The sequence below is a fragment of the Halomicronema hongdechloris C2206 genome, from assembly GCF_002075285.3.
GTDB classification, from domain to species: domain Bacteria; phylum Cyanobacteriota; class Cyanobacteriia; order Phormidesmidales; family Phormidesmidaceae; genus Halomicronema_B; species Halomicronema_B hongdechloris.
The window spans coordinates 170,629-183,254 of sequence record NZ_CP021983.2; the positions used below are offsets into that span (position 1 = coordinate 170,629).

At 57.4% G+C, this 12,626-nt stretch carries 10 protein-coding genes and 2 pseudogenes; 5 read left to right on the forward strand and 7 right to left on the reverse strand.

Annotated features, from left to right (window positions below; genetic code table 11):
- Positions 1–49 precede the first annotated feature (49 nt).
- A pseudogene (locus XM38_RS00750) lies at positions 50–386 on the forward strand (DUF433 domain-containing protein).
- Positions 387–414: 28 nt separating this feature from the next.
- Here XM38_RS00750 and XM38_RS27355 read toward each other — a convergent pair.
- Positions 415–1,788, reverse strand: a complete 1,374-nt coding sequence (locus XM38_RS27355; RefSeq protein ID WP_256995506.1) for a DUF3747 domain-containing protein — start codon at positions 1,786–1,788, stop codon at positions 415–417.
- A 612-nt stretch (positions 1,789–2,400) separates the two neighbouring features.
- Between XM38_RS27355 and XM38_RS00760 the strand changes: the two genes are divergently transcribed.
- A complete protein-coding gene (locus XM38_RS00760; protein ID WP_080813249.1) occupies positions 2,401–3,126 on the forward strand; it encodes a ParA family protein in 726 nt (241 codons plus the stop codon).
- On the opposite strand, the gene XM38_RS00765 is transcribed toward XM38_RS00760, so the two are convergent.
- Positions 3,123–3,278: a transglutaminase family protein gene (locus XM38_RS00765; protein ID WP_137454975.1), complete on the reverse strand. Its 156-nt coding sequence runs from the start codon at positions 3,276–3,278 to the stop codon at positions 3,123–3,125. The genes XM38_RS00760 and XM38_RS00765 overlap by 4 nt on opposite strands.
- A 178-nt stretch (positions 3,279–3,456) precedes the next feature.
- Between XM38_RS00765 and XM38_RS00770 the strand changes: the two genes are divergently transcribed.
- A complete protein-coding gene (locus XM38_RS00770; RefSeq protein ID WP_080813252.1) occupies positions 3,457–3,672 on the forward strand; it encodes a hypothetical protein in 216 nt (71 codons plus the stop codon).
- Positions 3,673–3,871: 199 nt separating this feature from the next.
- Here XM38_RS00770 and XM38_RS00775 read toward each other — a convergent pair whose 3' ends face one another.
- From XM38_RS00775 to XM38_RS00795, 5 genes and pseudogenes are all read right to left on the reverse strand, one after another.
- Positions 3,872–6,073 carry a GumC family protein gene (locus XM38_RS00775; protein ID WP_088428833.1) on the reverse strand — a complete coding sequence of 734 codons (2,202 nt, stop codon included), beginning with the start codon at positions 6,071–6,073 and terminating at the stop codon, positions 3,872–3,874.
- 234 nt (positions 6,074–6,307) lie between these two features.
- The gene (locus XM38_RS00780) at positions 6,308–7,663 is read right to left on the reverse strand and encodes a polysaccharide biosynthesis/export family protein (protein WP_225889133.1); all 1,356 of its coding nucleotides are present in this window, start codon (positions 7,661–7,663) and stop codon (positions 6,308–6,310) included.
- Positions 7,664–8,410 (reverse strand): cyanoexosortase B system-associated protein, encoded by a 747-nt coding sequence (locus tag XM38_RS00785; protein ID WP_080813254.1) that lies wholly within the window; start codon positions 8,408–8,410, stop codon positions 7,664–7,666. It abuts the gene before it with no gap.
- A 35-nt stretch (positions 8,411–8,445) separates the two neighbouring features.
- A complete protein-coding gene (gene crtB / locus XM38_RS00790; RefSeq protein ID WP_080813256.1) occupies positions 8,446–9,345 on the reverse strand; it encodes a cyanoexosortase B in 900 nt (299 codons plus the stop codon).
- A 4-nt stretch (positions 9,346–9,349) separates the two neighbouring features.
- A pseudogene (locus XM38_RS00795) lies at positions 9,350–10,532 on the reverse strand (DegT/DnrJ/EryC1/StrS family aminotransferase).
- A 232-nt stretch (positions 10,533–10,764) separates the two neighbouring features.
- Here XM38_RS00795 and XM38_RS00800 point away from each other — a divergent pair.
- Together XM38_RS00800 and XM38_RS00805 are read left to right on the forward strand one after the other, a co-directional pair.
- On the forward strand, positions 10,765–11,133 hold the full coding sequence (locus XM38_RS00800) for a Dethiobiotin synthetase (RefSeq protein ID WP_225889134.1): 369 nt from the start codon (positions 10,765–10,767) through the stop codon (positions 11,131–11,133).
- Between the two features lie 122 nt (positions 11,134–11,255).
- Positions 11,256–12,626, forward strand: a complete 1,371-nt coding sequence (locus tag XM38_RS00805) for a GH1 family beta-glucosidase (RefSeq protein ID WP_088428837.1) — start codon at positions 11,256–11,258, stop codon at positions 12,624–12,626.

The following is a 12,626-nucleotide window of genomic DNA, read 5'->3' on the forward strand; positions in this document are numbered from 1 at the left end:
TTCCCGCCGCTGTTGGCTAAATTTGAATAGCTTGACTTAACTTCTTGCTATGTCCCTTGCAATCCTATCGGAACCTGCTCCTTTGGCAGTTAACCCTGATGGCGTGGTCAGGGTTGGTGGAACCCGGGTGACCTTAGATACCATCGTCGCTGCGTTTAAGCAGGGTGCCACGGCAGAGGAAATTGTCCATCGTTACCCATCCTTGAGGTTGGGTGATGTTTACGCTTCAATTGCCTACTATCTAAATCATCAGCAGGAAGTAGACGCTTATCTCAAACAGCGTCAGCAGCAAGCGCAAGAAATTCGCCAAATGAATCAGGTTCGATTTGACCCGCAGGGTTTGGCGAGATCGGTTACTGGCTCGCAAGGCTGAACGGCAAGCATGATCAAACTGCTGGCTGGCTAATTAGCGGCCTAAATACTCCAAAGATGCCGGCGGCGATGCCATCCGGCAATCTGGTTTCGTTGGGCCGGGTCCCGCAGGCGTCGGACATCGTCCTGGCCGGTGACAAAGCCGGTTTCCACCAACACCGCCGGCATCGACGTCCGCCGCAAGACATAGAAGCGGGCTTGGCGCACTCCCCGATCGGCAATGTCGACCCGCCGCAGAATATTGGCGTGGATGATTTGGGCCAGGCGTTGCCCCAGGGAATAGTAGTAGGTTTCCAAGCCATTGACCTCGGGACGGCTGAGGCTGATGGCGTTGGCATGAATGCTGACGAAGAGATCGGCTTGGGCCCGCTCGGCGAAGGTCACTCGAGGTTCTAGGTCGATGAAGCGATCGTCGCTGCGGGTCATCAGCACGGTGATGCCCTGGCGTTGCAACTGTTGCTGTACCCGTTGAGAGATGGCCAGGTTGATGCCCTTTTCTTGCAAACCGGCAATGCCGATGGCCCCCGGATCCCTGCCGCCGTGGCCGGGGTCGATGACTACCACTAGCTCTCCCTGGGGAATGGCAGGCACCTCAGGGGTGCTGGCCACCGACAGGGCCTCACTGGCGGTGAGAATTTGCACCGGCAAATTCAAGCGCTGCAGTTGCTGCCGAATCCCTTCGGCCCGGTCTCGTTCTCGAAACAGCCCTACCTGAATCACAGAGCGACCGTCGAGGGTGGTCCGAAAGGCCTCGGGTTCCACCTCCCTGACCCGATTCAGGGCGGCGCTGTTGGTGGCGGGGACGACAACGCGATAGAGGGCTTGGGCGGCATTGGCGAATAGGGCCGGTGGCTCGTTCGTGGCCACTGGCGTGGCGGCGGTCGCTAAGGCTGGTCCTGGGTCACTGGCAGTAGCCAGGCCCTCAATCGGGGCGTCATGGCTGAGATAGATATGGCCTAGGGCCTCGCCCTTGTAGGTGCGCTGGGTCAGGCGCCAGCCGGGGGCCAACTCGATTTTAAGGAAGCCATTGCTCTGACCATGGGTACGGCCGATGGGCAGGGTGGGCAGGGCCGGATCGCGAATGGGCACCGCCTGCAGGACTAGATCCTCCCGCTGGGGAACGATCTGCAGGCGGTAACGGGTGCCTAGGTCGGTGCCGTTGACGCGGACGGAGTAGCCGTTGCTGTCGGTGCTGCGATCGCAAATGCCGCTGAAGTCAAACTGCAGCAGCAGGGGCTCCACCTGTACTGGGGTCTGGTCGACCTCCCGCCAGCAAGGACGCTGATCGCTGAGCTGGTGCAGGATCAGCAGGGTATGGAAGTTGCCCTGGCGCACCGGCGATGCGATCGCAATTACCCGCTCTGGATCCAGGGACCGTTGCCCGAAGCGAGCTGCCGCCGTCGCTGGTGCCGCCATCCCCAGAGCCCCGACAAAAGGCCGCTGTCATTGCTGCCAAGACTGGTTTAGAGAAGCCATCCCTCTGGTCTCGATGCAATAGGTCGCCAAATTGACTGAGTCCCATCTTAGAACTCTAGAGCCCCACTGCCATCAGAATGCTGAAAAAGGATGGGACATTTTTCCAGGCACCCCTGGCTTATTGGACGGGATCGAGCTGGGATTGGGTCCCGGGAAGAGGGGGGAGTGGGAGGAGTGGGGGAGTAATGGGGTGATGGAGTGTATAGCCTAACGGCATTCAAGAAAGGCGGAGCCTGCCCGGAGGGCTTAGGGGTGTAGACGCGGTAGCGGCTTCCCGGAAGGTAGGAGTGATGGGGAAAAGGAAAACGGAGAACGGCTTGCCCTGTTCGCGAAGCGGCTCCGTAGGAGCAACGCAGTCGAAGGGAGGGCGGAGAACGGAAAAGGGAATAGGGTAGGGGTGTGGTTGCCGCGCCCAATGCAGAAAAGCTCTTCACTCTTCACTCTTCACTCTTCACTCCCCCTCTGTCTTCCCAGTTTGACCATCCCTGCAAAAGGTATTACATCTTTAGAGGTTTAGGGCTTAAATCCCATCCCCAATTAGGGCGGTTCTCCATGCTCAAAGTCGCAATCTGGAATCTCAAAGGTGGCACCGGTAAATCGTCCACGGCTCAGAACTTAGGGGCTGAGCTAGTGGCCGCCAAGTTTAGGACAGTCTTAATCGATCTAGATGGCCAGCGTACCCTGAGCTACAGCTTTGGTATGGAGAAGAGTTCTCCCAACGTGCTGGACTGGTTAGAGCGGCGAGGACAGCCCCTGCTGACGGGCATGGATGGCCTGTATCTGGTGCCGGGGGACATTGGCATGTTTCAGATTTCCTCCGAGGAGGATGTGCTGGGACAGGCCCTGGCTCGGCTCAAGGGGTTCGATGTTTGCCTGATGGACTGTCCCCCTAGCTTAGGGGCGCCGACCCTACAGGCTATTTGGAACGCGGATCGCCTGCTGATGCCCACCCTGATGGAGCCTGCCAGCCTCAAAGGTCTGGCAGAAGCAGTAGAGCTGATCAAGGATGAACGGCAAGGCCTCCCCGTTGATATCCTGCGGACCCGCTACAAACCCCGGCTGCGCATCAGCCGTGACGCGGCGGATCAGTTGATCGAGGGCGTGAAGCGCTCTCACTACACCCTCTTGAAGACAGCCATCCCTGAGAATGTGGCCATTGCCGAGGCCATTGCTCGACAGATGCCGGTGAGTGAGCATTTGGCCGGGTCCCTGGGGGCGGCGGCCTATCGAGACTTAGCCCAGGAAGTCGCGAGCCGCTGGAAACTCAGCCAGTCCTAGGGGGTCTGCCCCAGCGGGCTGGGATCGATGAATTGGCTGCCGAAGCCATAGGCCAAACTGGGATGGTTCTGCCAGTCGGTGATGTTACTGGAGAGTAAATCTGGTCGCCGCAGCAGGAGGCTGGCGTCTGGTGTCACCCCACTGATAGTAATTTGAGCCCCATCCGAGCACGGCGCAGATCCCGGTCGACCTGTTCATCCAAGGCATAGATCGCTGACCACTGACGAGATAGAGAAGGCGCCATTGTCCCATTAATTTTTGAGACAAAGCCGCATGTCTATATAAAACACTCTAAAATTTCTGTATCAGAAGATACGGAATTATGGTTTCATGAGTACTTTTACGCCGGCATCTCAGACAGCCACAGCCCCTGTAAATGGCTTCATTCCTCAAGCTAATCAGTGGGTGCGATTACGCGATCGCATCTCCGAGTACAGTGCCGAGGAAGCCCTACTCCTGTGCGAAAACGCCGATGGCTCCTGGGTGGCATGGGTGCCCGACCACGGCGAGACTCAGCTGCAGCGGGAGCAGTTACTGAAGCTCTGACCCTAAGATTCTAGGTAAGAGGTGATTTGCAAAACGCCTAAATAGCCGTCAGGGGAAGGTTTCCCGAATCATTGCCAACGCTCAGGCAAGATCTCTAAAGTCTTGACAACGCTTGCCTTGCAGGCTTTTTAAGATTTTCTTGGCAAATTAGCTCTAAGGGATTCACCGTCTGCCCTTGACTACAGAAGGCCAGCACCGCTTAGAAATCGACCCGGGAAACCGCTGGAGCTTCATCCGAGTCCCGATCAACCATGAGATCTTCCGCTACGGTGTCGGCAGTCACAGGCTCCACATTAGTTGCCGCCGACACCGACACCGGAGCATCGTTAATCACAGCCCCAAGCAGGCTGAAGTCTTCCGTTTCCTCCAGCTGATCTAACGCTGTATTTAAGATCGCCTTCTCCGTCTTACCGGGGCGAGTCACCAGCACCATGCCATCCGTCTGCACTTCTAGCAGCATGGCGTCATTGCTATGGCTTAAGGCAGGGGCGTCTAATATCACCATGTCGAAGCGTCCATAGGCATCTTTCAGAAACCGCTGCATCTCACTAGATTCAATGATGGCCGCCGAGTGCTGCTGGGGTCCTGGAGATGGGCTAATGTAGAGGTTTTCCACTTGGGGCACCATGCGTATGCATTCACCCACATGGCCGCTGTAGTAGCGCAGGGGCTCAACATTGGCTTGGGAGTCTGGGGTAATTCCCAAGTGATGGGCCGCCGAGGCATTTCTCAGATCAGCCTCCACAATCAAGGTACGGCGACCGGCCCGAGCCGAGGCAATTCCCAGATTAAAGGCCGTCACCGTCTTGCCTTCTTTATCTTGGGCACTGGCGATTAGAATCATGCGGGGGCTACTGCCGGCTTCATCACTTACTAGCCTGAGGTTGCTGCGCAGGCGCTCATAGGCTTCCCCATAGGATGACTCGGGCTGCAGCAGGAACGGAACCTGGCGGGGAGAGCGCAGCTTGATCGCTGGAATCATCCCCAGCGTGGGCACCTCTCGATCCCGTAAAATGCCCTGCAGGTCTTCCACAGTGCGAATAGTGCTGTCCAGCACATCTAGCAAGAACACGATGGCACCGCCAACCACGACTCCCAAGAGACCACCGATGGCCAAAATAGCGATAGGATTATTCAGCTCCTGTTCCTGCAGGGTAGCTTGGGGGGGTTCGGCGATGGAGAGACTGCTGACCGTTTCGGCCTCAGCAGCTTGGGCATCGATACGCTTGGCTTGAATTTGGTCATACAGGGCCTGCTTCAAGGCCACCTGCTGGGCCAAACGCTGTCGTTCCAGCTGTTTATTAGGCAGGCTGGCATACTGCTGCCGCAGCTGTTCCTCAGACTGCTGCAGCACCTCTTGTTGCTGCAGCAGCGTGTCTCGTTGGGTGCTGAGGGCCACCAGTTGATTCGCCAAGGCAGCCCGGGCTGGATCGAGATTACTAGTGACGCGGATCTGGTTGCTGGCTGGCAAAGCCGCTGTCTGCCCACCTCCTTGGATCACCTCTTGGGCCCGTTGATTCAAGAGATTGGTGAAGCCCTGTAAATTTTGTCTAAGCTCGATAATTCTAGGATGGGTAGGTTTCAGGGTAGCCGACAGGAGCCGCAGTTCGGTTTCAGTCTGGTGGATCTGGGTCCGCAGGTTGGCAATGATAGGGTCAGCACTCAGGGCAGAGGAGGCGTAGGCTTCATCGGGAGTCATGCCCAGCCGTTGCATCAAGCTCAGCATCTGGGCCTCAATGCCGGCTAGGGTAATCACATTCTGTCGGCGCTGTTGCTGACTGCCCGAAATCGCCCCCAGTAGACTACCGTCCACCGCCGCTTGAATGGCGGGTCCTTCGATGCGATCGTAGGCCTCTAGGGCCTGTTCAGCTCGACGCAACTCCGCTTCAATCTCCGGGAGACGCTCATTTAGGGCTTCGATAATAGCTCGCAATCGGGCTCGGTTCGTCACCCGACTCAGCTCTACCATGCCCTCAAACAGCAGACTGAGGGCTGTCTCAGCCACCTCGGCATCGCCCCAGATAAAGCTGACTTCTACCCGTTGAGCTTCACCATCTTCACCCTCCACTTCAACCGTGGCATTGTTGCGAATCTCTCTAGGATCTAGCTCAATGCCTTGATTGGCCAGCTCTTGGGAGACTTGTTGCAATAGCACATCCGCCAGTAAAAACTCCGGCGTAATGATGCCTTGGCCTCGTTGCTGAACTTCGGTGCCGGTGGCGGTAAAGGCCACTAAAGGAGCATTTTGCACCAGGCTACCCGATGCTTCGTATTGCGGTGGTGGCGGTGGCTTCAGAGCCACCACTGCTGAAACCCCAAAGACGCCCAGAAAACCAATGAGCCCTGGCCATTTATAACGGTTGAGGGCGAGTAAATACCGTTTGAGGATAGGGGGTGCCACGACAATACAGCCTCTCTACAAAACCTCCTCAGCCAGCCAATATCTTAACCTCTGCTGGCATCTAGCCCAGAAGACTGGCCCCTTGGAGCGCAAGCTTGCTCTCGGGCGGTGCCAGTGTGGGCTAGCAATGTCTACCCCAATATGAGGTTATGGTACTAAATCCTAAGGGCCTCGGTCATATCTACATCTCGTTCATACATACTGATTCATCTAAAACCATTTATCTAAAACCATCTAATTGTCTCCTGGTCCGAACAAGTTATCTGCCGAGTCTGCCAGTGAGTCAAAGAACAGCAGGAAGCCCAGAACATCCCTAAAGGGTTGGGTAAAGGTGCCCAGAGCATTGGTGATACGAGCGATCAGGTTACGCTCGACGATGATGACATCGTTATTCTGCAGGGGCACATTCTGAGAGATTTCTCCCCGTAAAGCAGCTTTGGCATCTAAGAGGTTGGTGACCGCTTGCCCCTGTTCTGGATCAAACCGGACCAAGGCGATTTCACGCAGATTGGTACGGTCTGGATTAATCGCCAGCCGGGTAACAATGTCGGCAAAGCGACTGCCATTGGGTAGGGTCACGGTAAATAGCCCGCCCTGGTTACCCCGCGCTCCCTGAGCATAGTTAAGCACCCGAATATCGATGTTCGGCTGGGCTAGGGTGGATTGGGCCACTAGGGTGCGATCGTAACCATCCAAGCGACCTGGATCAAGACGAGGCACGACTACCACGTCGCCATGCTGTAACCGCACGTCCGGCAGGGGGTCTCCTTCTTTGAGAGGAGTAAACAAGTCCACGACGGTTTCTACGGTTTCGCCATCCTCTAGGCGGCGCATGACCCGAATCGACCGTAGATCGGCCATGGTAGTAGACCCGCCGGCACTGAGGAGAGCTGCTGTGACTTGGGGAGCCTGCAGGGGATAAAATCCAGGACGTACGACTTCTCCAAGGATGGTGACTTCTACCCCTCGTTGGGCTGTTAGCGTCAGGCTAACCTCTGAGGGAGCCAGGAAAACATACTTGTCATAGATGCCGTAGATTTTGGCCCTCGCCTGCTCTAGGGTAAGTCCCTCCAACGAGACGGCTCCTTCAATGGGAACGACGACATTGCCTTGGATATCGAGGGTAGCTTGGAAACTGAGATCGGGAAACCGCTGCACACTGACGAAGAAAGTATCCCCTGGTCCCAGGCGGTAGCTCTCAAAATCGGGTTCTGCCTCCACTCCAAGGACACGGTCTAAGACTCCGGGGGTGAGTAGAGGCGGCTGGTTCCCCTCAGGAAAAGTTTGCTCCAGGGGCTGACTGGGAGGCTCTGGGAGAGAGTCAGGGATTTGAGACTCCGCTGGTGGTGTTTGGGCTTCAGCTCGGGGAGGGAAAATACTATAGCCCCCCACAAGCGCACTCGAGAGAAGCATCAGGGAGGTACCAAGGGTAATCGGGCCAGGGGAGGCTAGTCGCATGGTCAACAACAGGGGTAATTCACTGCAGTGATGGGGCTTGCCGCGCTTAGGAAGCATTATGTTGTCAATGGCTTCCGGCTCAAACACCCTCTGACTCTGAGTCAGCATAGCCTGTAACGGCTCTTGACGCATCTAATTGGGCCAGGTCTTGAAGGTGTCGACCATGAGTTGCTGTTGAATAGCCTGTCCCAGATCCTGGGCTAGGGACTCATAGGGCTGCAGAGTGCCCAGGGGTTTGATGGGAATGAGCAGGCTAACGGCAACCCAAGGAAGGCGTTGACGGTGTTGCCACTGGGTGTATTGATCGGCCCAAAACCAACCTGCTGGTGAAGCCGACCCACCCCTAGGCCAGGCATACCACTGTAGGACGGCAAACGTACGTTGATTGTTCCATCCTCGAGAAAAGCGAGCCTGAACCTGGGCTGCAACCGGTTGCCCAGAGGACCTTGGTGGCACCGTAAAACTTAAGGAGCGACGGGAATCGACCGTCCAGTTTTGACTCCCCTGCAAATCAACCCACTCTACTGAGGGTTGGTCGGTATGCCAGGGTTGAGGGCGCAGTAGCACCAGGACTGTCTCAACGGATTGCTCAGTGGTGGCAATGGCAGATTCAGGTTGCAATTCGTAGAGCACCCAATCTTGACCGTTGATGGATAGGGGGCGATGCTCGACGGTGGACCATGCCGGGAGGGTAAGACTTCCCTGGCTTAAGGCTTTGAGGTCGTTTAGGACTGAAACGCGAGGAGAGCTGGCCCAGGGCCATTGACCATTGAGGTAGTGGGGCAGAGCTGCGATCGCAACTAGAGCCGCCAATATCACCACCAGCAAGCCCTTACCCCAGCGCCGCAGCAATCGACCCGGGAAATAGGCGGAAACCATAGGAGAGTGGGCTCCAGAAGCAGTGGCAGGCTCTGTCATAGCAGGTCTTCATCAGTCATTTGCAGGGACAGGCTTGGGGGCACATATCGTTGAATCAGCTGCACTATCCCAATCAAGGACAGTAGCATCAGGGCCGAATACAGATCACCGCCCCAGCTTTCATGGAGCCAGTGGAACGCCCCCGTTTGGCCAGTGCCGTGAAAGTAGCTGAGTAAGGCATTGCGGACAATATTGCCGACTACACTAATGCCCCCTGTGCCCACCAGGAACAGCGTGGTCTGCAGCCACGACCGCCATAGCCCCGTCCAGTAGATCAGCATCAAGGCCACATAGAGGCTGGTAAACAACATCTTGAGGCCGGCACAGTGGGGGGCCACTTCCACTTGTTGACCATTGACCAACAGATAAATTTGGTCGACTTGCACATCAATGCCCCCCTGCACCAGCAAAAACCCAGCTACAGAGGCAATAAACCGCTGTAGGGGCAGGGCGTAGGGCTCAATCAGGTAGGGGGCCTGGGTCGGGGTGGCCAGGGCCACTAACAGCAACACCATTGCTTGCAACCGTAAGCCAGCCAGTCCCTTTAGCCCCAGACAGAGGCCTGTCAGCATTAGCGGCAGGGATAGATTAACCCAGTCCGATAGGCCACTCGAGTAACCGGCGGCTGCCCCCAGCACCAGTATCGGCCCTAAGGGATGACAGCGATCGGGCAACCGGCGCCACTGGCCGCGCTGACCCCAGGCAATGTAGGCCGCAAACGGCAGGCCCAGCAGCCCATGGCTAAAATACTCGTGCTGGATGCTAATCGATTTATGCAGCCAACCATCTACCCAATGCCACAGGAGTGGCCCATAGAGGAGCCCCAGTGAAACCACTAGGGTCAGCTCCAGGGGATATCGTCTAGCGGCGATATTGATGAAGCGCTGGTTCAGCATGGTGCTAGTGGGCTAGGGAGTTCAAAGTGGGGAGATTGACTGCCATTTCTAGGGCGACACGCAACCGGTGCACCACCTGCTGCACCTGAGTCTCACTCAGCCCTGGATACATCGGCAGGGACACAATTTCTTGACTGAGTCGCTCGGCTTGGGGAAAGTCTCCCAGATCATAGCCCAAGTCCTGAAAAGCAGGTTGCAGGTGACAGGGAATGGGATAGTGGATCCCTGTCTGAATGCCGGCGGCAGCCAAAGCCTGCTGTAGGGTGTCACGGTCTAGGGGACAGGCTGCAGTCACCCGCACCACATAGAGGTGGTAAACATGGCCCGGGCCACTCTGATTCCGCAGGGGATGGATGCCATATTCTGCCAAAGGTTGCAGAGAATAGTCATAGCGGCTGGCCATTTGATTGCGGGCTTGATTCCATTGCTCCAGATGGGGCAGCTTTAGGGCCAATACAGCCGCCTGCAGGGTATCGAGGCGGCTGTTGGTGCCTGTGGCCTCGGTGTGATAGTACTTATGGGCCGCTCCATAGTTACGCAGCGATCGCAACTTCTGGGCAATGGCATCGGTGTTGGTCAAGACCATGCCGCCGTCTCCTAACGCCCCCAAATTTTTACTGGGGTAGAAGCTAAAGGCGGCAGCGACTCCGACGGCCCCAGCCCGATACCCCTGGCGCTGGGCCAGATGGGCTTGGGCGGCATCTTCGAAGATGAGCAGATCGTGCTGGCTAGCAAACCGCTGCAGGGCATCTGGGGCCACCATCTGACCGTAGAGATGAACGGGCACAATCGCCCGAGTGCGAGCGCTGATGGCTGCTGCCGCCGCCGCCAAGTCGATCAAGGCAGTGTCACCATCACAATCCACCAGAACCGGGGTGGCTCCTGCCCGCAATACTCCAATTAGCGTCGCCACAAAGGTATTGGCTGGCAGCAACACCTCGTCGCCGGGGCCGATGCCACAGGCGCGTAGCCCCAATGCGATCGCATCGGTGCCCGAGGCTACCCCCCCCATGGGCCACCCCAGCAGCCTGGGCAAAGGCCTGTTCAAACTGGGCCACGGCCCCGCCCAAGACAAAATCTCCCCGCGCCAAAATGGCTGCCACCGCGGCCAGGATATCTGATTGCAGCGGCTGATGTTGCAGTCGTAAATCGACAAAGGGAACTCCCGTAGCAACCGAATCTGTCATAGAGTTAAGCGTTAATAACAACCTAGGCTCACCCGAGCCATCGTCCAGGCCTGATCGCCGATGACATACCAACAAATCCCTCCCCCATTGGAAGAGATTTCGGCCCCCTTGCCTACCGAAAAATCGTAAAGTCTCTGTTAAAACTGGAGAGAGAATGACCAAGGGGGGCTCTCCCCTGGTCGCTAGGGTCCCTCAGAGCCTACTTATCCATCACCCGTTACGCCATAACGTCATGGACTTTGAAACGGCCCGGCAGGTCTTACTGCAGCAAACCATCGCTCCGGCAGCAGACAAAACCACGACCTTTATCCATTGCCTGCAGCAACAACAGCCCCCAGTGCCAGGCCAAGTCACGTCCCTGTTGCTGGCCCTGAAGGTGTTGCGCTCGGGTTTGCAGGGAGAACCCACCCTCGGCCGGGACCTGGCCTATGCCCTCTTCCTGGTGGCCTACGAAAGCCGCCGTCTCTATGAAGCAGGGCGTCAGGCCGGGTGGAATGGCCTCCCCTCTTGGATGAAGATCTGCAGCGGATTGGGGCTGCTGCTAAAGCAATTTTGGCCGATGGCATCGCCTCAAACTAACCGCCCCCTCGGTCTCCACTAGTCAGCTGAGTTAGCGCCTTAGTTCGGGAAACCATACTCAACACCGTCCTTCCAGCAGATTCGATATTAGGGCGAATCGATAATCGATATTAGTCTATGGACAGCACAGCCAGGGGGAGTGGGATGGCGTATCGGTTTCCACCGACGTTTCAGTGGGGAGTGGCCACGGCGGCCTATCAGATTGAGGGAGCGGTGGCCGAGGCGGGTCGACGGCCTAGCGTTTGGGATACCTTTAGTGCTGAGCCAGGACGAGTATTCCAGGGGCAGACTGGAGCTGACGCTTGTGATCATTACCATCGCTACGGCGATGACATTCGCCTGATGGCAGATCTGGGCGTGACCCACTATCGTTTCAGCATCGCCTGGCCCCGAGTCATCCCGGAGGGCAGCGGGCCGGTGAATGAGGCCGGGCTAGATTTCTATGAACGCTTGGTGGATACCCTGTTGGCCCATGGCATTGTGCCCCATGCCACCCTTTTCCATTGGGACAGTCCCCAGGCCTTAGACGATCGCTATGGCTCTTGGCGTAGTCGTCAGATGGCCTATGATTTTGCCGACTATGTCACCGTGGTGGTGGAGCGGCTGTGCGATCGCATCCATGACTGGATGACCGTGAATGAAATTCCCTGCTTTACTCACCTGGGCTATGGGGTGAGCCAGGTGCCCCCCCATGCCCCTGGCACCCAGGTGCCAACCACTCAGCAGGTGTGGCAGACCTCTCACCATGCCTTACTGGCCCATGGCTTGGCCTGTAAAGCGATTCGAGCCACCTCCCGACAGCCCTGCCGCATTGCCCTGGTGGATAATTTCTTGGTCCCCGTCCCCTGGGTCGAGACCCCCGAGCACATTGCCGCCGCCCAAGCCGCCTTTCCCACCCTGGGCAGCAATGGCGGCGTGATTATGCCAGCGCTGACCGGGCAATACAGCGAAGCCCTCCTGGCTCAGTTAGGGGAGGCTGCGCCTACCATCGAACCGGGGGATCTCGCCCTGATCCATCAGCCCCTCGATGCCATCGGCTTCAATGTCTACAGCGGCGTCTATGTGCGGGCTGCTGAGACCCCCACGGGATATGAGGTGTTACCCTATCCTCCCGGCTATCCCCGCCTGCACATGCCCTGGCTGCAGGTGGTGCCCGAGAGTCTCTACTGGGGAGTGCGCCATCTGAGTGAGACGCTACAGCGCCCCGATCTGCCGGTCTTCATCAGCGAGAATGGCTGTGCCGCCCAAGATACCGTCACCCCAGCCGGGGAAGTGCTGGATCTCGACCGAATTTACTACTTGCGTCAGTACCTGCAGGCAACCCACCGAGCCGTAGAGGAGGGCTATCCGTTACAGGGTTACTTTCTCTGGAGCCTGTTGGACAATTTCGAGTGGTCCTACGGCTACGACCGACGCTTTGGCATTACCTATGTGGACTATGCCACCCAGCAGCGCCTTCCCAAGGCCAGTTTCCACTGGTATGGCGCCTGCATTCGGGAGAATCGAGTGCTTTAG

Coding starts and splice junctions, on each gene's coding strand:
- XM38_RS27355 (WP_256995506.1), bottom strand. CDS start 1,788: ATGGCGGCACCAGCGACGGCGGCAGCTCGCTTCGGGCAACGGTCCCTG.
- XM38_RS00760 (WP_080813249.1), top strand. CDS start 2,401: ATGCTCAAAGTCGCAATCTGGAATCTCAAAGGTGGCACCGGTAAATCG.
- XM38_RS00770 (WP_080813252.1), top strand. CDS start 3,457: ATGAGTACTTTTACGCCGGCATCTCAGACAGCCACAGCCCCTGTAAAT.
- XM38_RS00780 (WP_225889133.1), bottom strand. CDS start 7,663: ATGCGTCAAGAGCCGTTACAGGCTATGCTGACTCAGAGTCAGAGGGTG.
- XM38_RS00785 (WP_080813254.1), bottom strand. CDS start 8,410: ATGGTTTCCGCCTATTTCCCGGGTCGATTGCTGCGGCGCTGGGGTAAG.
- crtB (WP_080813256.1), bottom strand. CDS start 9,345: ATGCTGAACCAGCGCTTCATCAATATCGCCGCTAGACGATATCCCCTG.
- XM38_RS00800 (WP_225889134.1), top strand. CDS start 10,765: ATGGACTTTGAAACGGCCCGGCAGGTCTTACTGCAGCAAACCATCGCT.
- XM38_RS00805 (WP_088428837.1), top strand. CDS start 11,256: ATGGCGTATCGGTTTCCACCGACGTTTCAGTGGGGAGTGGCCACGGCG.